At 69.5% G+C, this 21,770-nt stretch carries 17 protein-coding genes and 3 pseudogenes; 11 read left to right on the top strand and 9 right to left on the bottom strand.

Annotated elements, in window-relative coordinates:
- Positions 1–54 precede the first annotated feature (54 nt).
- Positions 55–1,677, top strand: coding sequence for an FAD-binding oxidoreductase (locus tag AB0D12_RS03310; RefSeq protein WP_362676581.1), 1,623 nt, complete (start codon positions 55–57; stop codon positions 1,675–1,677).
- Positions 1,678–1,890: 213 nt separating this feature from the next.
- Positions 1,891–2,046 (top strand): annotated as a pseudogene (locus AB0D12_RS03315) (ABC transporter permease); the annotation flags it as partial.
- Between the two features lie 79 nt (positions 2,047–2,125).
- On the opposite strand, the gene AB0D12_RS03320 reads toward AB0D12_RS03315, so the two are convergent.
- The gene (locus tag AB0D12_RS03320) at positions 2,126–2,821 is read right to left on the bottom strand and encodes a CPBP family intramembrane glutamic endopeptidase (protein ID WP_362676583.1); all 696 of its coding nucleotides are present in this window, start codon (positions 2,819–2,821) and stop codon (positions 2,126–2,128) included.
- Positions 2,822–3,021: 200 nt separating this feature from the next.
- Positions 3,022–4,899 carry an endoglycosylceramidase gene (locus AB0D12_RS03325; RefSeq protein ID WP_362676585.1) on the bottom strand — a complete coding sequence of 626 codons (1,878 nt, stop codon included), beginning with the start codon at positions 4,897–4,899 and terminating at the stop codon, positions 3,022–3,024.
- Between the two features lie 598 nt (positions 4,900–5,497).
- Between AB0D12_RS03325 and AB0D12_RS03330 the strand changes: the two genes are divergently transcribed.
- The 4 genes from AB0D12_RS03330 (at position 5,498) to AB0D12_RS03345 (ending at position 11,925) form a co-directional block, all read left to right on the top strand.
- Complete coding sequence (locus AB0D12_RS03330; protein WP_362676587.1) at positions 5,498–5,734, top strand: type A2 lantipeptide; 237 nt, start codon at positions 5,498–5,500, stop codon at positions 5,732–5,734.
- A 191-nt stretch (positions 5,735–5,925) separates the two neighbouring features.
- A complete protein-coding gene (locus AB0D12_RS03335; RefSeq protein WP_362676589.1) occupies positions 5,926–6,732 on the top strand; it encodes an HlyD family efflux transporter periplasmic adaptor subunit in 807 nt (268 codons plus the stop codon).
- On the top strand, positions 6,729–8,999 hold the full coding sequence (locus AB0D12_RS03340) for an NHLP family bacteriocin export ABC transporter peptidase/permease/ATPase subunit (protein WP_362676591.1): 2,271 nt from the start codon (positions 6,729–6,731) through the stop codon (positions 8,997–8,999). Before AB0D12_RS03335 ends, AB0D12_RS03340 begins: the two co-directional genes overlap by 4 nt.
- A gap of 88 nt (positions 9,000–9,087) precedes the next feature.
- Positions 9,088–11,925: an NHLP bacteriocin export ABC transporter permease/ATPase subunit gene (locus tag AB0D12_RS03345; protein WP_362676593.1), complete on the top strand. Its 2,838-nt coding sequence runs from the start codon at positions 9,088–9,090 to the stop codon at positions 11,923–11,925.
- 425 nt (positions 11,926–12,350) lie between these two features.
- On the opposite strand, the gene AB0D12_RS03350 is transcribed toward AB0D12_RS03345, so the two are convergent.
- Positions 12,351–12,698, bottom strand: a complete 348-nt coding sequence (locus AB0D12_RS03350) for a PRC-barrel domain containing protein (protein WP_362676595.1) — start codon at positions 12,696–12,698, stop codon at positions 12,351–12,353.
- Between the two features lie 336 nt (positions 12,699–13,034).
- Between AB0D12_RS03350 and AB0D12_RS03355 the strand changes: the two genes are divergently transcribed.
- Positions 13,035–13,208 carry a CsbD family protein gene (locus AB0D12_RS03355; protein ID WP_362677244.1) on the top strand — a complete coding sequence of 58 codons (174 nt, stop codon included), beginning with the start codon at positions 13,035–13,037 and terminating at the stop codon, positions 13,206–13,208.
- Between the two features lie 310 nt (positions 13,209–13,518).
- On the top strand, positions 13,519–14,139 hold the full coding sequence (locus AB0D12_RS03360) for an L-threonylcarbamoyladenylate synthase (protein ID WP_362676597.1): 621 nt from the start codon (positions 13,519–13,521) through the stop codon (positions 14,137–14,139).
- A gap of 13 nt (positions 14,140–14,152) precedes the next feature.
- Here AB0D12_RS03360 and ribA read toward each other — a convergent pair whose 3' ends face one another.
- A complete protein-coding gene (gene ribA, locus AB0D12_RS03365) occupies positions 14,153–14,806 on the bottom strand; it encodes a GTP cyclohydrolase II (RefSeq protein WP_362676599.1) in 654 nt (217 codons plus the stop codon).
- A gap of 127 nt (positions 14,807–14,933) precedes the next feature.
- On the opposite strand from ribA, the gene AB0D12_RS03370 reads away from it, so the two are divergent.
- A complete protein-coding gene (locus AB0D12_RS03370) occupies positions 14,934–15,680 on the top strand; it encodes a creatininase family protein (protein WP_362676601.1) in 747 nt (248 codons plus the stop codon).
- A pseudogene (locus AB0D12_RS03375) lies at positions 15,677–16,324 on the top strand (RibD family protein); the annotation flags it as partial. The gene AB0D12_RS03370 and the pseudogene AB0D12_RS03375, both read left to right, overlap by 4 nt.
- 177 nt (positions 16,325–16,501) lie before the next feature.
- Here AB0D12_RS03375 and AB0D12_RS03380 read toward each other — a convergent pair.
- From AB0D12_RS03380 to AB0D12_RS03400, 5 genes and pseudogenes are all read right to left on the bottom strand, one after another.
- Positions 16,502–17,431 (bottom strand): annotated as a pseudogene (locus tag AB0D12_RS03380) (lysylphosphatidylglycerol synthase transmembrane domain-containing protein); the annotation flags it as partial.
- Positions 17,428–18,273, bottom strand: coding sequence for a class I SAM-dependent methyltransferase (locus AB0D12_RS03385; protein WP_362676603.1), 846 nt, complete (start codon positions 18,271–18,273; stop codon positions 17,428–17,430). The pseudogene AB0D12_RS03380 and the gene AB0D12_RS03385, both read right to left, overlap by 4 nt.
- Positions 18,270–19,340 carry a glycosyltransferase family 4 protein gene (locus AB0D12_RS03390; RefSeq protein WP_362677246.1) on the bottom strand — a complete coding sequence of 357 codons (1,071 nt, stop codon included), beginning with the start codon at positions 19,338–19,340 and terminating at the stop codon, positions 18,270–18,272. The genes AB0D12_RS03385 and AB0D12_RS03390 overlap by 4 nt, the downstream gene beginning before the upstream one ends.
- A gap of 47 nt (positions 19,341–19,387) precedes the next feature.
- Positions 19,388–19,786: a 6-carboxytetrahydropterin synthase gene (locus tag AB0D12_RS03395; protein ID WP_362676605.1), complete on the bottom strand. Its 399-nt coding sequence runs from the start codon at positions 19,784–19,786 to the stop codon at positions 19,388–19,390.
- Between the two features lie 102 nt (positions 19,787–19,888).
- Entirely contained in the window at positions 19,889–20,881 is a 993-nt protein-coding gene (locus AB0D12_RS03400) for a zinc-binding alcohol dehydrogenase (RefSeq protein ID WP_362676606.1), read from the bottom strand.
- Between the two features lie 106 nt (positions 20,882–20,987).
- Between AB0D12_RS03400 and AB0D12_RS03405 the strand changes: the two genes are divergently transcribed.
- Entirely contained in the window at positions 20,988–21,722 is a 735-nt protein-coding gene (locus AB0D12_RS03405; RefSeq protein ID WP_362676608.1) for a CDP-alcohol phosphatidyltransferase family protein, read from the top strand.
- Positions 21,723–21,770: the final 48 nt, after the last annotated feature.

Raw genomic sequence — 21,770 nt, forward strand, 5'->3', positions numbered from 1 at the left:
ACCAAGAGGTAAATTACCGAGAGGTCAATACACGTGGTCGACAGCGCTTCGCCCGTGACTCCGCCCGTGTCCCGCTCCAACTCCTCACGGAACCGCTCCTGGTGGGGCTGGGGTACCGCGGACAAGGCACTGCCCGACACCGAATGCACCGCACTCGGCGGGCTGGTCCCGGGCTCGGCGGCCACCCCGCTGCCGGTGCCGGACATCTCCGCCCTCGAACTGCCCAAGGTGCGCATCGAGCCGCCCTCCGCGCTCGCCCCTCTGATGTCGGCCGCTCCACGGGACCGGGCAGCGCACACCTACGGCAAGGCGTACCGCGATGTGGTCCGGGCCCTGAACGGAGACCTCTCAGCCGCGCCCGACCAGGTCGCCCACCCACGCACGGAGCAGGATGTGATCGATGTCCTCGACTGGGCGGCGGACGCGGACGTCGCCGTCGTGCCGTACGGAGCGGGCAGTTCGGTCGTCGGCGGGGTCGAGTACCGCGCGGACCGGCACCGCGGTGTGGTGTCACTGGATCTCTCGTCCCTGGGCCGCGTACTGGAGATCGACCCTGTCAGCCGGGCCGCCCGGATCCAGGCCGGCGCCCTCGGCCCCGACCTCGAAGCGCAACTGCGGCCGCACGGACTCACCCTGCGCCACTTCCCGCAGAGCTTCGAGTTCTCCACCCTGGGCGGCTGGCTGGCCACCCGTGCCGGCGGGCACTACGCCACGCTCTACACCCACATCGACGACCTGGTGGAGTCGCTGCGCGTGGTGACGCCCGTAGGGGTCAACGAGTCGCTGCGGCTGCCCGGTTCGGGAGCGGGCCCCTCCCCCGACCGGATGTTCCTGGGGTCCGAGGGCACGCTCGGCGTGATCACCGAGGCCTGGATGCGGCTCCAGGACCGCCCGCGGCACAAGGCGTCGGCCACGGTGCTGTTCAGCGACGTCCACGCCGCGATGAACGCCGTACGCGCCATCGCGCAGTCGGGCCTGCACCCGGCCAACTGCCGGCTGCTCGACCCCGGGGAAGCCGCACTGGCAGGTGTCGCTCGGGACGGCGAGAGCGTGCTCGTCCTCGGTGTGGAGGCGGCCCACTCCCCCGTCGGCGAGCGCCTCGCCGAACTCGTCACCCTGGCCCGCGACCACGGCGGCTCACCCGCTCCGGCTGCCCCCGACGCGGCGGACGCGGCCGAGGACGCCGCCGCCGGCACCTGGCGCTCGGCATTCCTGCGGATGCCGTACCTTCGTGACGCGCTCGCCCGGATGAGCGTGATCACCGAGACGTTCGAGACTGCCTGCACCTGGGACCGTGCACCGGGACTGTACGAGTCGGTGCGCAGGGACCTGGGGGACGTCGTACGGGAGGTGACGGGCACCGCGGGCACCATCAACTGCCGCTTCACCCATGTCTATCCGGACGGGCCCGCGCCGTACTTCACCGTCATCGCGCCGGGGCGGCGCGGCGAGGAAGTCGCGATGTGGGACGAGATCAAGTCCGCGGCGATGCAGATCCTCACCGACCACGGCGCGACCGTCACCCACCATCACGCGGTCGGCCGCGACCACCGGCCGGGCTACGACCGCCAGCGTCCTGAGCCGTTCGCCCACGCCCTCCGGGCCGTGAAGCAGTCGCTCGACCCTGCCGGAATTCTCAACCCGGGCGTGCTTTTCGATGCGGCTGTTGGCGGCTGACGGGGTCGTTCGGCGGGAGTTCAGCGCGGAACGGGCGCCGCGGCGACGGCCGGGAGTGTGGTTCGACCCCGGGCGACGACGAGCAGGCGGACAGCGCCACCCGGCCGAATTTCATGCGCGCACGCGACATCGACGGCCAGTCCCGCATGTCCGCTGCCGAGCAGGCATGCAACGAGGTGCTGGACGCGGTGCCGGAAGGGGTCCAGCTCGGCACAGACGCTGCCGGTCTGGACCTTCTCGAACATGGCCCGTCCCCAGCAGGCTCCGGTGGTCAATGTCGTTGCCGCCGTGCTCGTGCTGCTGTCGGCAATCCCGATCCACGTCGCCCAGCGCCTGGCGAGCGACAGGGCCTCGGGCAGCCGGATCTGAACGGCCCGGAACCCGGCCCGCCGGTCGGCCGCCGACACCGCGGTGCGGCGGAACTCCTGCCTTCCGCCGCACGCTTGAGTCACTCCCCCCACCAGCGACCGACTGCCCACGCCAGGGCATAACCGGCGCTGTTGAGGGCGCAGTGCAGCGCCACCGGCGGGATCAGGCTGCCCGACCGGCGACGCAGCTCGCAGAACACGACACCGGCGAGGGCAGTGCCGACGACCGCCGCGGCCACCGACAGCGCGACCCCGGTCCCACCCGTACCGAAGACCGCTTCCGCTGCCGCGTTCGAGCGTGTGAGCCCGCGGGACGGCTGAATGTGCCACAGCCCGAAGAGCGCCGCGGAGACGGCGGTGGCCCAGGCGGCGCCCCACCGTCTCCGCATCATGGCCCACAGCACTCCCCGGAACGCGATCTCCTCCAGCAGCACGGTCCCGAACGGCACCCGCACCAGCACGCGGTACACCAGCTGCCCGCCCGACAGTTCCGCGACGCGCTCGTCCTGGAATGCCTCACGGGTGAACGGCAGGGCAAGTGCCACCAGATAGATCAGAACGACGGCTCCGGCCAGGACCAGTCCCCAGCGCAGGCCTCTCCACGCCGACGAACGGCCGAGCCCCAGCTCGTCCCATGTAGTCCCGGCCCGCCGGGCGATCAGCACGAGCGCGGCGGCCGTGGTCACGCAGACAGGGACGTACAGGACGGGCCCGAGCCGGTTGACGAGCGTATTCGCGGCCGCGAGCACCACAACGGCCAGAATGAGCATCCGCATGGTCACGCCAGAATGCCCCATCCCCCAGGGGGTCTTCCCGCAACCCGCCGCTCAGCAGACCACAGCGGTTCCCGCGCCAAGTGCTGCTCCGCGTGGCCGGTGGCCGGTCGTGGGGGCCTGGGCTCACCGCGCTCGCCTCGGCGCCGGCCGAGTTGGTCACCGCCGCCGACACCCTGTCCCAGCCGGAGGACATCAGGACTTCACCCACGGCCCTCCGACCACTCCGCCAGTTCCTCTCGCGCCGCTCGCAGCAGCTCGGCGGAGGGCGCCGTCGCGCCGTTGGTAACCAGGGCGTAGTGCAGGCTGCCGGAGTCCCCGGCGGTGAGCAGAAGGCGACGGCTGCCCGTTCCGCCGGGCTCGGGGGCGACGGCGATCGGTGTGCTTCTCGTGTACGACGGAGGTCCGGTGACCGCGCCGAGGTCGGAGACCACCGTCGTGCGGGGAGTCTCGAAGGAGGCCGGAAGGTGCAATTCGGTGGGGGCGGCGGTGCCGTCCGAGCGCCACAGCAGGACGCCGTACTGGCCGGAGCCGACGAGCTCGGCGACCCGCGGCAGCGACTTCGGTACGGGGTTCCACGTCAGGGTCGTCGAGCCGTCGCGTGAGCGGTCCTCGTAGCTGAAGGCGAGCGCGCGGCCCGCGGTGGCGCTGGGATAGAGGCGGTCCAGCAGCCGGGCGTCCTGGCGCAGTACCGCCGTGCCCGAGTCGTCGAGGCGGACGGCCGACAGGTCCTCCTCGTTCCAGGCGTCCGCGGCGGTCAGGACCTTGTCGGGGTTGCCGTTCATCAGCTCGTGGTGGCGGCCGTGGTAGATGTCCCACTGCCATTGCGAACCGGACAGCACCGGTCCCGACTGCTCGGGCTTCAACCACCAGCTCGCCCCCGGCAGCCGGGAGTCCAGGGCCTGGTACATCGCTTTGCCGACCGTCGGGGCCTTGTCGGAGACCGTCCCGGTCAGCGGATGGCCGAATTCGCTGACGACCGCCGCTGTCGCGGAGGCGGCCGCCCGGTCTCGTACGGCCCCGAAGTCGCCGGCGTACTGGCCGTCGGCGGCTTTGCCCCACATGAAGACGCCGGAGATCGCCTTCTGGTCGTAGAAATGGGTGTTGAAGACATACCGCGAGCCGAGCGTGCCGGCGTCGAGGAGGCCGCCCTCCTGCTTCTGGAAGAAGAGATTGGAGTTCCAGAAGAGGTTCGGCTCCACGAAGGCGGGCTTGTTCTGCCACCCGGCCGCGTCCATGCGCGCCCGGAACCTCGTATAGAAGGGCCAGAGCACGTCCCGCTCCCACATGCGGCTGCTCTGACCGGAGTCGTACGAGCCGGCGTGCGGCTCGTTGTACGGGTCGAAGCCCGCCACCGCCGCGAACTCGGCGCCGTCGAGGTGCTCGGCGAAGTAGGTCATCGTCGCCTGAGCCGTCGCCAGGAAGGCGTCCTGGACCCCGCCGCGGTTGTGCCAGAAGTCGTACGCCGCCCGCTTCACGGCCTCGTTCTGAGTGATGTTCTGACCCCAGAAGAGACAGATCCCGCACGACTCGCGTGGATAGCCACCCGCCTCCACCACCCATTTGGGAGCTCCGTCGCCCGTGTACCAGCTGCCTTCGTTGAACAGGTGCCGGGAGTAGAGGTCCTGGTGGAAGTCGGGGTAGACGCGGATGCCGGCCTTCAGGAAGGCCCGCATCTGTGCGGTGGCGGCGGTGAGGTACGCGCGGTCCACCTGGCCTCGTACGGGTTCGGCGTGGGCCCACGACAGCAGGAAGCGCGCGCTGTTGCCACCGCCGAGTGCGCGCAACGCGGTCGCGGACTTCTCGGCGTCGGCGACCGAGGCGAAGGGCAGTCCGCCGTTCTCCTCCAGCTTGGTCTCGCCGGAGACGTTGTAGCCACGGAGTACCACCTCGCGACCGAGGCCGTCGGTGAAGCGTCCGTGGTCGACCGTGAACGCCGCGGCCGCCTGCTCGTCGAACCAGAGTGAGCCGGGCAGCGGCACGGCAGCGGACGGCGCGGCGGCGGACGGCGCGCCTTCGATGGTCAGGGACGCGGTCAGCAGGATGAGGACACCGATCAGACGCATGCGCATCTTCGACATGCCCACCACAATCTTGACGGTCCGTCAGATTGTCAATGGTGTCGAGACCCCCACACACCGCACTTTCGACCGGAATCGACCATTCCACCCGGGTCCGGCGCAGCTCCGTTATACGGCTATTTCACTTCTCCGGGCGGCCGAACCACTTTCTCCGGAATGGGCACCCATAAGACCGAGTAACACCCTCTCAACACCTGCCGGAAACACTCCCTACACATAGACGCCTGCGGCGCGTGCGACACCTGACACAAGGAGGGGTTCTTCAGTGAATCTGCACACGGAATACGCAGGCGTCACACGGCCTCCAGCGAGCCCTCCCCGCGCTGACCTGCCCATCCGTCGTTTGATGCGGGAATGTCCCCTTCGGCGCCAAGGGAGCGCCGGTTCAGCGCAATTGAGCTGTGCGGATACGTGAAGAAGATGACCCCAATCCATGGATGCGCGTGCACGCGACGTTATTCAAGGGCCCCGTACCGCCCAGATCTGGAGCTGTCCGATTCGCCGCACAACGCGCCTGCGTGCTTTGATCCTTCGCACTGCGGGAGTCGAAAGACTCCATCGCAGCAATTCGAGTTAGTCATGCGAAGGGAAGCTCATCATGAACTCCACCCCCCAGGTTGAGACCCAGGTAATCTCCGACGCCGACCTGGACAACGTGTCCGGTGGTCTGGTGGGCCAGGCTGCGGGCGCCCTCACCGGCACCCTCGACTCCGTCGTCCCGGTCTCCGGTGTCATCGGCGCCGCCTCCGGCACCGTCGGCTCCGTCGTCGGCACCGCCGAGGGCCTCACCGGTCTGAACACCGCCGGCGTCACGGGCCTCGTCGCCGGTCTCTGAGCCGGTCCTGTGCCGCTGACAGCGGCACAGCCAAGCGGTGACTACGGCTCGTCGGCGTTCCCCTCCTGCCGACGCGCCGGACCTCATGCCCCGGATCCCCCACGGGTCCGGGGCATGCGGCCGCCGCCTGCGCGCCACCATGGGTGCGCGCTGATCCCCCAAAGAACCAGTGCAGTTGAGGGAAGAGTGTCGTGCAGTTCCGCCAACAGGCCCTTTCCAAGCTGCAGTCGCCCGAGGACATCGATCTGCCGGTGCGTTTCGCCCGGCCACAGGGCTGGCTCGTCCTGACCGTCACGGTCATCGTCATGATCGCCGCATCCGTCTGGGCACTGACCGGCTCCGTGTCGTCCACCATCGGCGCACCCGGAATCCTCACTCATGCGCAGGGCAGCTATGTCCTGCAGAGCCCCGTCGCGGGCCAGGTCACCGACGTACTCGCCGAGGAAGGCCAGCGGGTTCCCGCCAACACGCCCCTGGTCAAGGTCCGTACGGCGCAGGGCAGCACGGTCGTCCGCACGATCGCCGCAGGCCGGCTGACCACACTCGCCGCCACGATCGGCTCCGTGGTCACGACCGGATCGGATGTGGCGGCCGTGGAGCGGGTCGGCAAGGCCGACGATCCCCTGATGGCGGTGCTGTACGTGCCGGCCGACAGCGGATCGACGGTGCCCGTGGGCGCGACGGTGGATATCACTGTCCAGTCGGTGCCGACGCAGCAGTACGGCGTGCTGCGCGGCAAGGTGAAGGCCGTCGGCCGGACCGCCCAGACCCGCCAGCGGATCACCGCCCTCCTCGGCAGCAGCCAGCTGGGCGAGCAGTTCTCGCAGCACGGCCAGCCCGTCGCGGTCCTGGTGCGCCTGGACCGGTCGTCGCACACCAAGTCCGGTTACGCCTGGTCCTCTTCGGACGGTCCGCCGTACGCGGTCGACTCCATGACCCTGGCCACCGGCGCCATCCATCTGGCCGAGCAGCATCCGATCGATTGGCTGCTTCCATGACCGCGCAGCAGCAACTGCCACCGGCGGGCCGCGGCCGGCACCGCCCCGAGAGCGCGCCGGCCCCTGGGCGCCGTGCGCGCCGTGCCCCCGCCCCTGCCCCCAAGGTCAAGAAGCGGAGGGCCGTTCGTACGCCCACCGTCCTCCAGATGGAGGCCCTGGAGTGCGGTGCCGCCTCGCTGGCCATGGTGCTCGCGCACTACGGGCGGCATGTCCCGCTCGAGGAGCTGCGTATCGCGTGCGGCGTCTCCCGCGACGGCTCGCGGGCCAGCAATCTGCTGAAGGCCGCGCGCAGTTACGGTCTGCAGGCCAAGGGCATGCAGATGGAACCGACCGCGCTCGCCGAGGTGCAGGCGCCGGCCATCCTGTTCTGGGAGTTCAACCACTATGTCGTCTACGACGGCATGGGACGCAAGTTCGGCCGCCGGGGCGTTCACATCAACGACCCCGACAAGGGCCGCCGCTTTGTGGCGATGGAGGACTTCGACACCAGCTTCACGGGTGTCGCCCTGGTCTTCGAGCCCGCCGACGGCTTCCGCCGCGGCGGCCGCAAGCCGGGAGTCATGGGCGCCGTGCCCGCGAGGCTGCGGGGCACAAAGGGCACCCTGCTGGCCTCGTTGCTGGCCAGCCTCCTGCTCGTCGCGGTCGGCGCGGCGGTGCCCGCGCTGAGCCGCACGTACATCGACATGTTCCTGATCGGCAATCAGACCTCGCTGCTGGGACCACTCTTCGCGTCGATGGCCGCGATGATCGGGCTCACCGCCGTACTGACCGGTCTCCAGCAGGCGAACCTGCTGCGCGGACGCATCATCTCGTCCACGCTCAGCAGCGCCCGGTTCCTGCGGCATCTGCTGAGACTGCCGGTCACGTTCTTCGCCCAGCGCAGCCCGGCAGATCTGGTCCAGCGTCTGCAGTCCAACGACGCGGTGGCCGAAACACTGGCGAGAGACCTCGCCGCCGCGGGTGTCGACGGGGTCGTGGTGATCCTCTACGCCGTCCTACTGTGGACGTACGACCCTCAACTGACCGTCATCGGCGTGCTGATCGCACTGCTCAATGTGGTCGCGATGCGCATCGTGATCCGGCTGCGGGCCACTCACACCCAGAAGCTGCGCGCGGACAGCGCCAGGCTGACCAACACCTCGTACACCGGCCTTCAGCTGATCGAGACCATGAAGGCCACCGGCGGTGAGAACGGCTACTTCCGGCGCTGGGCCGGCCAGCACGCCACCACGCTGGAGGAACAGCAGCGGCTGGGCGTGCCGAGCGCGGCCCTGGCCGTCGTCGCCCCCACCCTCGCGGCGCTCAACAGTGCGCTGATCCTCTGGATCGGCGGACTGCGGGCGGTGGAAGGCCATATCTCGATCGGTCTGCTCGTCGCCTTCCAGGCGCTGGTGACCCGCTTCACCGCGCCGATCACCCGGCTGAACGGAGTGGCGGGCAGGATTCAGGACTTCGCGGCCGATGTGGCCCGGCTGAAGGACGTCGAGAGCTTCCCGGTCGACTCGCTGTACTCGCGCCGGGAGCGGGATGCGAGCACGCGCAGGCTCAAGGGCCATGTGACGCTGGAGAACATCACCTTCGGCTACAGCCCACTGGACAAACCGCTGCTCAGCGGCTTCTCGCTGACCGTCGGTCCGGGTCGGCAGGTCGCCCTCGTCGGCGGATCCGGGAGCGGCAAGTCCACCGTCTCGCGGCTGATCTCCGGCCTCTACAGCCCGTGGGAGGGGACCATCCGGATCGACGGGCAGCGCCTGGAGGACATTTCCCGCAGCGCGCTGGCCGCCTCGGTCTCCTTCGTCGACCAGGACGTCTTCCTCTTCGAAGGCACCGTCCGGGACAACGTGGCGCTGTGGGACCCGTCGATAACCGACGAGGCGGTCGTCACCGCCCTGAAGGACGCCGCCCTCTTCGAAGACGTGATCGCACGGCGGCCCGACGGCATCCACAGCCGGGTCGAGCAGGACGGCCGCAACTTCTCCGGCGGGCAGCGGCAGCGTCTGGAGATCGCCCGGGCGCTGGTCCGGCGGCCGAGCATCCTGGTCCTCGACGAGGTGACGAGCGCTCTGGACGCGCAGACGGAGCAGACCATCATCGACAATCTGCGGCGGCGCGGCTGCGCGTGCGTCGTGATCGCCCACCGGCTGAGCACGGTGCGCGACAGCGACGAGATCGTGGTCCTCGACCACGGTTCGGTCGTCGAGCGTGGCCGGCACGAGGACCTGGTCGCCGCCGGGGGCCCGTACGCCGAGCTGGTCAAGGAGCACTGACGTGTCATCCGTACATCCGTCCGCTCAACCGTCCAGTCACCCGTCCGCTCAACCGTCCACTCACCCGTCGGGGGTCCTGGGGCCGGGCGTGGCCGACGCGGTGACGTACGCGCTCGGTGGCCTCGGCACGCCCGTCGACTGCTCCGGCCTGCGCAGCGTGCCGCTGGAGGGGCCGCTCGTGCTGTGGCTCGTCGTGGGCGGGTCCCTGGATCTGTTCGCGGTCGACACCGCTCAGCAGGGGCACTGGCACTTCCTCGGCCGTCTCGAGGCGGGAACTCTGCTGCTCGGCCCGGTCGAAGGCCCGCAGCACACGCTGCTCGGCAGGCCCTCGCAGGACTGTCTGCTGCGCCGGATCGCGCTGCGGGAGCTGTACCGGCCCGAGTACGGCGAATACGGCGGCGGGTACGACGGGTACGACCCGTACGCAACGCAGTACGACACCCAGTACCAGGCGCCGACTCCGCTGGAGCATGCCTTCGCGCTCGGCATCGGCCGCAGCCTGGGCGTCCTGTTCGAGGCCCCGCTGGAGGACCGCCCGGCCATCGACGAGGCCGTGGCCGACGACGACATCCTGTGGATGCCGGTCCCGCCGGGCAGCGTGCAGTACGGCGCCTCCTACAGCGCCGAGGCGGCGGGCGACCTCCTGGTCGACGGCGCGATGTGGCAGCAGATGGTCAACCAGCAGTACCGGCTGCTGTCCGCGGTGGACCGCTGGATCGAGCAGCTCGAGCGAGCTCACGAGGACCGTACGGCGGCCGGCATCAAGGCGGGCGAAGCCGTCCGCGCACGGGCCGACCAGGCGCTGCTGGCGTCCATCGGCAGGCGGGACCGGGCCGGGCGGGCAACTGCCGCCGTGGACCGGGCCGCCGACGACGCCACGTTCGCCGTCTGCCGCCGGGTCGCGGAGGCAGCCGGGATCACCCTCACCGAGCCCCCGAAGAGCGGCGCGGTCAACGACCGCGTCAGTCCGGTCGAGCGGATCGCGGTCGGCTCACGGATCCGTACCCGCCCGGTCAGGCTCGACGGCCGCTGGTGGCGTACGAACTCCGGTCCCCTGGTGGGCCATTGGGCGAAGTCCGGAGCACCGGTGGCGCTGCTGTGGCGCCGTGGGCGGTACGAGGCGGTGAACCCGGCATCGGGTCTGCGACGGCGCATCGGCAAGGACTGCGCGGACGAGTTCGAGCCGCGCGCCGTGATGTTCTACCGCCCGCTGCCGGAACGTCCCATGACCCCGTGGCGGCTGCTCCGCTTCAGCATGCGCGACTCCGGCACCGACGTGCGCAATCTGGCCCTGGCCGGGCTGGTGACGGTCGCTCTCGGTGCGCTGGTGCCGATCGCGACCGGCCAGGTGCTCGGCGTGTACGTACCGACGGCCGAGAGAAGCCTCATCGTCCAGCTCTCACTGGCCGTCATGATCGCCAGCATTGTCTCCGCCGCTTTCATGCTGTTGCAGAACCTGACCGTGCTGCGGATGGAAGGGCGTATGGAGAGCGCGCTCCAGCCGGCCGTATGGGACCGGCTGTTGCGGCTGCCGACGAAGTTCTTCACCGAGCGCTCCACCGGAGAGCTGGCCAGTGCGGCGATGGGGATCAGCACCATCCGGCGGGTGCTGTCCGGCATCGGCCCGGTGGCCGTACAGGCAGGCACGGTCGGTGCGATGAACCTCGTTCTGCTGCTCTGCTACAGCGTGCCGCTGGCGCTGGCGGCGATCGCCATGCTGGTCGTCATCGGAGCCGTGTTCCTCGGGATGGGCATGTGGCAGCTGCGGTGGCAGCGGCAGCTGGTCGAGCTCGGCAACAAGCTGAACAACCAGGCGTTCCAGACCCTGCGCGGACTTCCCAAGCTGCGCGTCGCCGCGGCGGAAAGCTTCGCGTACGCCGCCTGGGCCCGGGAGTTCGCCCGCTCCCGCGAACTGCAGCAGCGGGCGGGCCGGATCAGGAACCTGACCACGGTCCTCGACGCGGTCTACCTGCCGCTCTGTTCGCTCCTCATGTTCATGCTGCTGGCCGGTCCCGCCCGCGGCAGCATGTCGGCCGGCGAGTTCCTCACCTTCAACACCTCGGTGACGATGCTGCTGACCTCGGTCACGCAGATCTCCGGGGCGCTGGTCTCGGCCGCTGCCGTCCTGCCCATGTTCGAACAGGTCAAGCCGGTCCTGGACGAGGCGCCGGAGGTCCGCGGCACCAGCGCGCAGCCCGGCGCACTCTCCGGCGGGATCGAGGCCCGAAAGCTCTCCTTCCGCTACTCCGACGACGGCCCACTCGTCCTCGACGACGTGTCGCTTCAGGTGCAGCCGGGCGAGTTCGTGGCGATCGTCGGCCCCAGCGGCTGCGGGAAGTCGACACTGCTCCGGCTCCTGATCGGCTTCGACAAGCCGGCCTCGGGCAGCGTGCTCTACGACGGCCAGGATCTGGCCGCTCTGGACCAGTCGGCGGTACGCCGTCAGTGCGGGGTGGTCCTGCAGAACGCGCAGCCGCTCACCGGATCGATCCTGGACTGCATCTGCGGCGCCGAGGCCTTCAGCCAGGAAGAGGCGTGGGAGGCCGCCGAGATGGCCGGCCTCGCCGAGGACATCAAGCGCATGCCGATGGGTCTGCACACCATGATCGCCGGCAGCGGTGCGATCTCCGGCGGCCAGCGCCAACGCCTGATGATCGCCCAGGCCCTCATTCGCCGCCCGCGCATCCTCTTCTTCGACGAGGCCACCAGCGCGCTGGACAACGAGACCCAGCGCATCGTGATCGAGAGCACCCGCAGGCTGAGCGCGAGCCGGCTGGTGATCGCCCACCGGCTCTCCACGGTCATGGACGCCGACCGCGTGATCGTCATGTCGGACGGCCGGGTCGTCGAGGAGGGCGCACCGTCCGAACTGCTTGCGCGTGCGGGCGGCCATCTGCACGAACTGGTGCGCCGCCAGATGGCGTGATGGCCGGCCACAGCGGCCGATCATTCGAAGATGAGACCCGAAGTGCGGGCCTTCATCGCGGGCCCGAACCCGGTGCTGACGGCCCAGCCCGCTCCGGACGCCAATGAGTGGCGCCACCGGCTCCATGACCGAGCTGCGTTCGGAGGTCTCATTCCCTGCCTGCCGCGCAGGGCCAGAATCCGTGGGCCGGCGGCGACAACAGCGAACCGCCCCTTTGACATGGTCTGGTAATTCGCCTGCTGCTTCTCTTCATCCCAATCCAGAAGTGCTATGTCTGATGTGGCGCACATCAGCTGGTCAGGCAGAGCTGAAGGCGAACGCACCCTCCGTAACGTCAGAAACGCCTTTCGTTCCGCGGCTGCGCATGCGCCGGGCGCGGACCCCGTCAGGAATCCGCGCCCGGACCGGGCCGCATGCATTTTCCGTCAGTGACCGGAGCTGTAGTAGCCGCCGAGCTGATCGCGGTAGGCGGGGTCACCGAGGTGCTTTTCCTTGTCGAACTCGGGCGAGGCCTTGATCTCGTCCTTGGAGCGGGAGACCCGGATCGTCTTGTCCGCGTGGTCGATGGTGGTGATCGTGCCGGCCGGGAGCATGACCTCCTTGCCGAAGATCCAGACACCGGTGTCGACGACGATGTACTGCGAGCCGACCTCGGTGGAGTGCTTGTCGACCTTGCCGATGTGCCCGTCGGTGGCCTCGACCTTGTAGCCCGTCAGATCGTCGTCCGGGGTGTGGCCTGCGGTCGGAACGTAGCCCCAGATGTGCTCACTCATAGAAACTCCCTCACATTGAAGACGCGGGAAAACAGTTGAATCGATAACCGCCGCGCATCACGCCGATAAGACGCGCTGCCTTTCGGTGCGGCGACTCCGACCGAGTTCCCTGCATCCTCTTCCTCACACGGAAGAACGAGATTCTTTCTGAAGCGGCCGGGGCGGCGGTGCGTTGGAGGCGCAGATCCCCTGGGCGCGTCCCCGTGTGCACTGGGCTACCCGCATGGCCGGATCTCGCCTCGATTACCAGAAGCGCGGGCTGCGCGAGTTTGCGACCACGTATTGAGGTCACACGAAGGACGAACTGCTGATGTCGATTGTTGGGATGTGAGCACTGTGGCTGCCGATGAGAAGGCCAAGGCGAAGGCCGAGCAGGCCAAGGGCAAGACCAAGGAGACGGCGGGCCGGACGGTGGGCAACGAGCGGATGACCGCCGAAGGCCGTGCCGATCAGGTCAAGGGTGACGCCCGCCAGGCGAAGGAGAAGATCAAGGACGTCTTCCGGGACTAGCCGAGTACGTCCGACGTCTGACCGCGCATGAAGCAAGGGTCCTGTTGGTCCGTTTGTGACGGCAGACCTCGAAACCTCGAAGGTGCACAGTTCTCTGTCGTCAGTTCCGCAAGCCGGAGACCGTTCTGCGGCGCGAGGGAGCTAGCGCTGTCCTCCAGGGGCAGGCTTTGGGGCCGGCCCCTGGAGGACATGCTGCTGCTGGTCGCGGTGCCCGGGAATCTCGCCGGACAGACAGCCCGATCACCAACCACTCGGCCGTGCCCGCACCCAGTCGGAGATCATTTACGGGACGGGCCATTAGACTTGGTGAATGGCGAAGTACTTCGACGTGCACCCCGAGAATCCTCAGCGGCGCACCATCAGCAATGTGGCCGACAGCATCCGATCCGGCGCGCTCGTCGCGTACCCGACAGACTCCTGCTACGCATTGGGATGCCAGCTGGGCAGTCGTGACGGCATCAGCCGGATCCGGTCGATCCGGAACCTCGACGATCGTCACCACTTCACCCTTGTGTGCCAGAACTTCGCGCAGCTGGGTCAGTTCGTGCACATCGACAACGACGTGTTCCGCGCGATCAAGGCGGCGACGCCCGGCCGTTACACCTTCATCCTGCCTGCGACGAAGGAGGTGCCGCGCCAGTTGCTGCACCCGAAGAAGAAGACGGTAGGAGTCCGGATTCCTGACCATGTCGTTGCTCAGGCTCTGCTCGCCGACCTCGGCGAGCCGCTGCTCTCCAGCACCCTGCTCCTGCCCGACGAGGACGAGCCGATGACACAGGGCTGGGAGATCAAGGAACGACTCGACCATGTGGTGGACGCCGTGGTCGACTCGGGCGACTGCGGCACCGAGCCGACCACGGTCATCGACTTCTCCGGCGGCGAACTGGAGATCGTACGCCGAGGGGCCGGCGACACCACGCGGTTCGAGTAGCCGCGAGGCACCCCTAACCGTCGGCTGCGCCGTCCAAGTGCGGCAAGAAATGATCGAGGCGTTCCCGCTTGGTCCACAAGTAGGCCATGTTCTCTTCGCGCGGCGGGATCAGCAGCGGAACCGGCTCGGCGATTTTGATGCCGTACCGCAGCAGCGCTTCGCTCTTGAGCGGGTTGTTCGACAGCAGCCGCACGGAGTGCACACCGAGGTCGTGCAGGATGTCCGCCGCGACCCGGTAGTCGCGGGCGTCGGCCGGGAACCCGAGGGCGAGATTCGCCTCAACCGTGTCAAGACCCTCCGCTTGGAGCTTCATCGCCCGGAGCTTGCCCAACAGACCGATTCCTCGGCCCTCGTGCCCCTGGAGATAGACGAGAATGCCGCGCCCCTCCGTCACGATGGTGTGCAGCGCGGCGGACAGCTGGTCGCCGCATTCACAGTGCTTGGACCCGAAGACATCTCCGGTCAGACACTCGGAATGCACACGGGTCAGCGCTCCGTCTCTCTCGATATCGCCGTATACCAGCACCATTTGTTCATCGCCGCTTTCGCGGTCCAGGTAGCCGATAGCGAGAAACTCGCCGTGCATGGTGGCCAGCCGCACTTCCACCACTCGTTCGACACCTGATGGACGAACACTGTCAACGAGCACGCCATCACTTTCTGTCATGACCCTGATCCTATCTGGCAAACTTCCGGCAGTGTGAGGGAAAATGGCGAAGGTACATCAACTGGCTGCCCGTTTCATCACGTTCGACCACGGGCGCGCAGAGTGCACAACGAAAGGCCGGAAAGACATGAGCGGTTCGGGAACGCCACAGCCATGGGGCCTGTGGCCACTGGACTCCACGGAGGACGTGAGGACCCGGCAGGCCGATGTCGCCGTCCTTCCCATCGGCAGCTTCGAGCAGCACGGGGCGTTTCTCCCCCTGGTGACAGACACGGTCATCGCCTCCACCATCGCCGGGGAGGTCGCTGCCGCCCATCCGGTTCACCTCCTTCCTCCGCTGACGTTCTCCTGCTCGCACGAGCATGCTGCCTGGCCCGGAACCGTGAGCATTTCCGCCGCGACCCTCTACGCCGTCGTACGGGATATAGCCGACTCGCTCCGCCGGTCCGGTGTCGGCGCCCTGATTCTGGTGAACGGGCACGGCGGAAATTACGTACTGCGCAATGTGGTTCAGGAATCCGCCGGCAGCGGGATCCGTATGGCGCTTTTCCCGGGCTCGGCGGACTGGGATGCGGCACGGGTCAGGGCTGGTGTCCAGACCCCGTCGCACAGCGATATGCACGCGGGTGAAGTAGAGACATCGATTCTGCTGCACGCCCACCCCGAACTCGTCCGCTCCGGTTATGAAACCGCCGACTTCCTTGCCGACGACCGTAAGCACCTACTCACTCTGGGCATGCCTTCCTATACGGAGTCCGGTGTCATCGGCCGTCCGTCAATGGCCTCCGCCGAGAAGGGGAAGGAGTTGCTGGCCGGACTTGTCGACTCCTTCGGTGAGTACGTCTCACTTCTCACCCCGCGGGAGACGCGATGACCGACCGCAGCACCGTACTCGACGCTGCAGAGGCCTGGGAGCGGCTGCGGGGCATCCGGTCCGAGCCGGACGCCGAGGCCGCCGGGCTGGTCCGGGGAGCGGACGGCGGACGGCGCTGGAGGCAGGAGGCCTCGCCCGAGGCGGAGTTGCTCGCCGACCGCTATCTGCCGCTGTGCCTGGCCGGTCCGCACCTCACTTTCGCCCAACTCGGGCAGAGCCTGGACGGGTTCATCGCGACCCGTACCGGCGACGCCGACTATGTCACCGGCGAGGAGGACCGCTGCCATCTGCACCGCCTGCGTGCGCTCGCCGACGCGGTGGTCGTCGGGGCAGGCACCGCTGTCGCCGACGACCCCCAACTGACCGTGCGTGCCTGCCCCGGGGCCAACCCGGTGCGCGTCGTCGTCGATCCGCACGGCCGCGTACCGCTGAGTCACCGGGTGTTCACCGACGGGGCAGCACCGACCCTGTGGGTGGTGGGCGCGGGCAGTGACCACCGCGAGGCCGTTCCGGACGGCGTCGACATCCTGACGCTGCCGGACAGCGACGCGTTCGCCCCGAACCGGCTGGTGCAGGCGCTCGCCCGGCGCGGCCTTGGCCGGGTGCTGATCGAGGGCGGCGGTGTCACCGTGTCGCGTTTCCTGGGCGAGGGGGCCCTGCACCGGCTCTACGTCACCGTGGCACCGGTCCTGCTCGGCGACGGCATCCCGGGGCTCCGCTTCGCCGGTCAGCCGGTGATGCGGAACGCCCTTCGCCCGCCGGTGCGACGCGCCGTCCTCGGCGAGGACACGCTGTTCGAGCTGGAGCTGCGGGCGCCGCAGACGGGCGAGCCACTGACCGGCGATCACCCCGATACCGGGCAGGCTCGCGGCGAAGGTGAGCACTCCGTAGACCACGGCGACGGTCAGCCCCTGGGCGGCGCCCAGGCCGGCGGCGCCGAAGGCCCAGGCGGTGACGCCTTCCCTGGGGCCCCAGCCACCAACGTTCAGCGGCAGCGCCATGGCGAGCAGGGCCAGCACCATCAGGGGCACGAGCTGGGCGAACGGAGCCGTTGACCCGGCTGCCCGGGCGGCGAGAAGGAATGTGCCGAGGTGCCCCGCGAGCACCACGACGGACGACACCACCACTCCCGGCCAGCTTCTGCGGGCGAGCAGTCCGAGCCGCGCTTCGGCCAGCGCGGCTCGGACCGCCCGACGCCATCGGGATGTGCCCGGCTTCCTGCCGAGACGTACGGCGACGGTGACCATCAGCCCGCCCACCACGGCGAGGGCCAGAGCGATCACCGGCGACGTGGCGAGGTGATGGGTATCCGCCAGGGCCGGGGACGGCTGGGCGACCAGTACCGTCACACCGACCGCGATCAGGACCAGCTGGCCCGCGGTCCGTTCGAGGACGACCGCGCGCACGCCGCGGCCGACGTCACCCGTGTTCTGCCCGTGCCGCACCGCGCGGTGCACATCGCCGAGTACGCCGCCGGGCAGCGCCGCGTTCAGGAACAGGGCTCGGTAGTAGTCGGCGACGGCCCGGCCCAGTGGCAGCCGGATGCTCAGGCCGTGAGCGACGAGGCGCCAGCGCCAGGCGCTGAACACGGTGGTGAGCAGGCCGAGTCCGAGAGCGGCAAGGAGGGTCGGGCCGTCGATCCTGCTCAGCCCGTCCAGGAAGGCGCCGGTGCCAAGACGCCACACCAGCACCGCGAGGATGCCCGCTCCGGCGATCGTGCCGACCCGGGCCCGGACCGTCTGCGCGCTCATGATGTCCCGCCCGCAGGCCGGGGCAGCGCCAGGAGATCGCTGTGGTACACCACCACCCGCAACTCCCCCGCCGCGCACGCCTCCAGGCGGCGGCGCAGATACGCGTCGGCGCGCTGCGCCAGGGCCGGGCGCTCCTCACAGGCCGCGCCGACCCAGCCCCGTAGCCACTCCGCCATCAACGCCGACTCATCGGCGCCGAGCCGCCACGGGCTGGCCAGCACCCGTACCATCGCCCCTTGCCGTGCGAAGGCCACGGAGGCCACCGACACGGCATCGGGTCCGAGCAGCCCGCTGCGGCGCTGGTGGGCGTCGAACGCTTCGGCGAACTCCGCGTCCAGCGGATCGGCCGGTGTCAGCTCGACCCGCCCCACCACGGAGAGGGCCAGCAGGGCCGGGCAGCCGGCTTCCGCGCAGGCCGCGGCGATCCCGTCCACCTCGTCGCGGGTGAGCACGTCCAGCAGAGCGGAGGCCGTCAACAGCGAGGCTCCGTCCAGGTCTTCCGCGGTCAGGCGTGCGATGTCACCTCGTTCCGTCGCCACCGTCACGCAGCTGCCGTCTGCCGCCGTACGGGGCGTTCGCACGGCGGCCAGGTCGAGCAGACCGGGGTCGTGGTCGTGCAGGATCCAGTGCTGGGGACCGTTCAGCCGGGGTGCGAGCCAGCGTCCCATGGAGCCGGTGCCGCAGCCGAGATCGCGGATCACGATCCCGTCGGCCCCTCGCTCCTGACCCGTCAACCAGTGTTGGAGCGGCTCGAGGAGTCCGGCTGCGCGGGCGGCCGCGTCGGCGCCCTCCCGCAGCTCCAGCCACTCGGGTGCATATCCAGGCGCGTCGGTCGTACTCACGCGGCCCTCCGGGGTTCGAGTCGGAGTTGTTCGAGCGCGCCGGCCAGATTCCGCGCCGTCGTCTCCCAACCGTCCAGCGCGGTGCGCCGGTCGCGTGCGGCCGTCTTCAACCGGCGCCGCAGGCCGGGCTCTCCGAACCAGCGACGCAGCGCCGTCGGGAGTGCCGCGGGGTCTTCCGACGGTACGAGCATGCCCGGCACGCTGCCGTCGGGCGCGCGCCCGACGGCCTCCGGGAGCCCGCCGACGGCCGTCGCCAGCACGGGAATACCGCGCGCGAGTGCCTCGGTCACGGCCATGCCGTACGTTTCGGCGTACGAGGTGAGCACCATGAGGTCGGCGGCGGCGTAACTCGCGTCCAGCTCCGCGCCGGCCTGCGGTCCGGCGAGGTGGACCCGGTCGCCGAGACCGGACTTCTCGATCAGCTCCCTCAGACTGGCGACATATCCGGGATCCTGGTCGAGGCCGCCGACGCATTCACAGGTCCAGGGCAGGTCCGCGACGGCCGCAAGTGCCTTCACCAGCCGGTACTGCCCCTTGCGCGGGGTCACGGAGGCGACGCACAGCAGCCGCGAGGCTCCGTCGGTGCCGGGCGCCGAAGGCTCGATGTCGGCGCCGGGGGCGGCGACATGGACCCGGCCGGAGGCGAGCCGGTGGTGGGCCACGAGCCGGCGGGCCGCCCAGTTGCTGGTCGCCACGACCGCCGGAACGGCGCGCAGAGTTTCGCGCTCCAGGGCGTCCAGGTCCGCCGCCCGGGCGGGGACGAGTCCTGTCTCGTCGCCCAGCGGCAGGTGCACCAGTACCACCAGGCGCAGCCGTTCGGTCTCGCGGACGACGATGTCGGGAACGGCGCAGGCGACGAGTCCGTCGAGGAGGACGACGGTGCCGTCCGCCGACTCCGCCAGGATGCGGGACAGCTCGGCGCGAGCGGCCGCTCCGGGCTGTGGCCAGGTGCCCGCGACGGTGTGTTCGTGGACCTGCCAGCCGATGCCGGGCAGGTCCCGGCACAACCGGCGGTCGTAGACATTGCCGCCACTCGGCGCGGCCGGGTCGTCGACGCCGCCGGGCATCACGATGTGCACGGAGCGTGCGGTCACGGTGGTAACGGCGGCGCGGTTCACAGGGTCCGCTCGTAACTCGCCCAGGCGATGTGCGATTCGTGCAGGGTGACCGCGACGCCGGCCAGATCGCGGGCGCCCTCGCCCAGTGCTCCTGCGTGCACCCGGTCGGCGAGGCGGTCGGCGATGATCTTGGCCAGGAATTCCGTACTGGTGTTGGTGCCGGCGAAGTCGGGTTCGTCGTCGAGATTGCGGTAGTTCAGCTCGCCGACGACGGTCCCGAGCTCCTGAGTGGCCAGTCCGATGTCGACGACGATGTTGTCGGCGTCCAGCTCGGCGCGGCGGAAGGTGGCGTCCACGAGGAACGTCGCTCCGTGCAGGCGCTGCGCGGGTCCGAAGACCTCTCCGTGGAAGCTGTGAGCGATCATGATGTGATCACGGACGGTGATGCTGAACAACGGGCGACCCTCCAGGTGCGGCGCGTCCGGCCCTTTTTTGCCGGGCCTGTCGTGTAGTACGGCCGACCTGGCCTCCTTGTTCAGGCCAGATCTGCAGCTTGTTCAGGCCGGATCTGCGGCTGCGTCGTACAGAACGCGGTGGCACAGCCCGGGCAGCTCTCCGGAGGCGAGCCTCGGCAGCACCTCCAGCAGTTCGTCGAAGGCGCATTCACCGGTGACCAGTGCGTCGAAGGCGGGGTCGGCGAGCAGGTCGAGCGCGATCGCGAGCCGGTCGGCGAAGGACCGGCGGGAGCTCCGGGCCGGGGACACCGTCCCCACCTGGCTGCTGCGCACGACCAGGCGGCGGGAGTGGAAGGCCTCGCCCAGCGGCAGGCTGATCCGCCGGTCGCCATACCAGCTCAGTTCGAGAACCGTCCCCTCCGGGGCGAGGAGTTCCAGCGAGCGCGCGAGTCCTGCCTCCGTGGCGCTGGCGTGGACGACAAGATCGCAGTCGTCCGCGGCCTCCTCGGGGAGCGCGAAGTCGACGCCGAGCGCCCTGGCGATGCCGGCGCGCTGAGGATCCGCGTCGACCAGTTGGACGCGCACGGCCGGGTACTGGGCCAGGACGGCGGCGACGCTGCAGCCGACCATGCCCCCGCCCACGACGGCGATACGGTCGCCGATCAGCGGCGCGGCGTCCCACAGGGCGTTCACCGCGGTCTCCACCGTGCCGGCCAGCACCGCTCGCGGGGCGGGGACGCTGTCCGGGACGGGCGTCACGGCGCCGGCGGGTACGACGTACCGGGTCTGGTGCGGGTAGAGGCAGAATACCGTTCGGCCCAGCAGGTGCCGCGGTCCTTCTTCGACAAGGCCGACATTGAGATAGCCGTACTTGACGGGCCCGGGGAAGTCGCCGTCCTGGAACGGTGCCCGCATCGTGGAGTGCTGGCTCTCCGGCACGCCGCCACGGAAGACAAGGGTCTCCGTTCCACGACTCACACCGGAACAGAGGGTGCGCACCACAACGTCGCCATCGCCGGGCTCCGGCAGGCGGACATCCCGTATCTCGCCATGACCGGGCGAACGAAGCCAGAAGGCTCGGGCCTCACGTTCCATTGGCGTCTCCTGAGCAATCGGGCGACGATTCGCGTACTGATCTTTAAGAAGCCGCGCACACGGTACGCGGCGCTCATGGATCTGTCACTCGGCCGGAGGATGCACGGTGGCCTTGAACAACGCGTACGACACGAGGCTGCTGCGGCACGAGACCGCCGTGGGAGCGGGCGCCCAGGTCCTCCTGTTGGCCCTGCTCGGCACGGCAATCGGTCTGGGGCCCGCGGGCTGGCTGACGGGCCTGGCCTTCGCGGTCGGCACCTGGGCCGTGCTCACCCGCGCCCTGCGCCGGTCGTGGCTCCAGTCCTTCGGAGCGGCCAACCGCGTCACACTGGCCCGCGCGACGCTCGTCGGGGGTGTGACCGCGCTGGTCGCGGACTCCTTCGAGAGTCCGCCGCCGGTCACGGTTCTGGTCGCTCTCACGACGGTGGCGCTGATCCTCGACGCGGTCGACGGCAAGGTCGCCCGGCGCACCGGCACCTCGTCCGCCCTGGGGGCACGCTTCGACATGGAGGTCGACGCGTTCCTCATCCTGGTGCTCAGCATCTATGTCGCCACCTCGATGGGCCCATGGGTGCTGCTGATCGGCGCCCTGCGGTACGCCTTCGTGGCGGCGGCCCGGGTGATGCCGTGGCTGTCGTACGGGCCGCTGCCCCCGAGCACGGCCCGTAAGACAGTGGCCGCGCTGCAAGGGATCGTGCTGCTCGTGGCCGGCGCGGGGATCCTCCCGCCTCTGCCGGCTTTCGCGGCGGTCCTCATGGCACTGGTGCTGCTGATCTGGTCCTTCGGACGGGACATACGGTGGCTGTGGCGCGTCAGGGTCCAGGAGCCGACCGCCGGCTGACGCTCGATGTGCCCCGAAACTAGGCAAAAGTGCTTCCGACAGGTACCT

Source organism: Streptomyces sp. NPDC048479 (genome assembly GCF_040651435.1).
Classification (GTDB): Bacteria; Actinomycetota; Actinomycetes; order Streptomycetales; family Streptomycetaceae; genus Streptomyces.

Bases quoted from the DNA above. Each gene is read 5' to 3' on its own strand.
- AB0D12_RS03320 (WP_362676583.1), bottom strand. From the start codon at position 2,821: ATGCGGATGCTCATTCTGGCCGTTGTGGTGCTCGCGGCCGCGAATACG.
- AB0D12_RS03325 (WP_362676585.1), bottom strand. From the start codon at position 4,899: ATGTCGAAGATGCGCATGCGTCTGATCGGTGTCCTCATCCTGCTGACC.
- AB0D12_RS03330 (WP_362676587.1), top strand. From the start codon at position 5,498: ATGAACTCCACCCCCCAGGTTGAGACCCAGGTAATCTCCGACGCCGAC.
- AB0D12_RS03340 (WP_362676591.1), top strand. From the start codon at position 6,729: ATGACCGCGCAGCAGCAACTGCCACCGGCGGGCCGCGGCCGGCACCGC.
- AB0D12_RS03350 (WP_362676595.1), bottom strand. From the start codon at position 12,698: ATGAGTGAGCACATCTGGGGCTACGTTCCGACCGCAGGCCACACCCCG.
- AB0D12_RS03360 (WP_362676597.1), top strand. From the start codon at position 13,519: ATGGCGAAGTACTTCGACGTGCACCCCGAGAATCCTCAGCGGCGCACC.
- ribA (WP_362676599.1), bottom strand. From the start codon at position 14,806: ATGACAGAAAGTGATGGCGTGCTCGTTGACAGTGTTCGTCCATCAGGT.
- AB0D12_RS03370 (WP_362676601.1), top strand. From the start codon at position 14,934: ATGAGCGGTTCGGGAACGCCACAGCCATGGGGCCTGTGGCCACTGGAC.
- AB0D12_RS03390 (WP_362677246.1), bottom strand. From the start codon at position 19,340: ATGCCCGGCGGCGTCGACGACCCGGCCGCGCCGAGTGGCGGCAATGTC.
- AB0D12_RS03400 (WP_362676606.1), bottom strand. From the start codon at position 20,881: ATGGAACGTGAGGCCCGAGCCTTCTGGCTTCGTTCGCCCGGTCATGGC.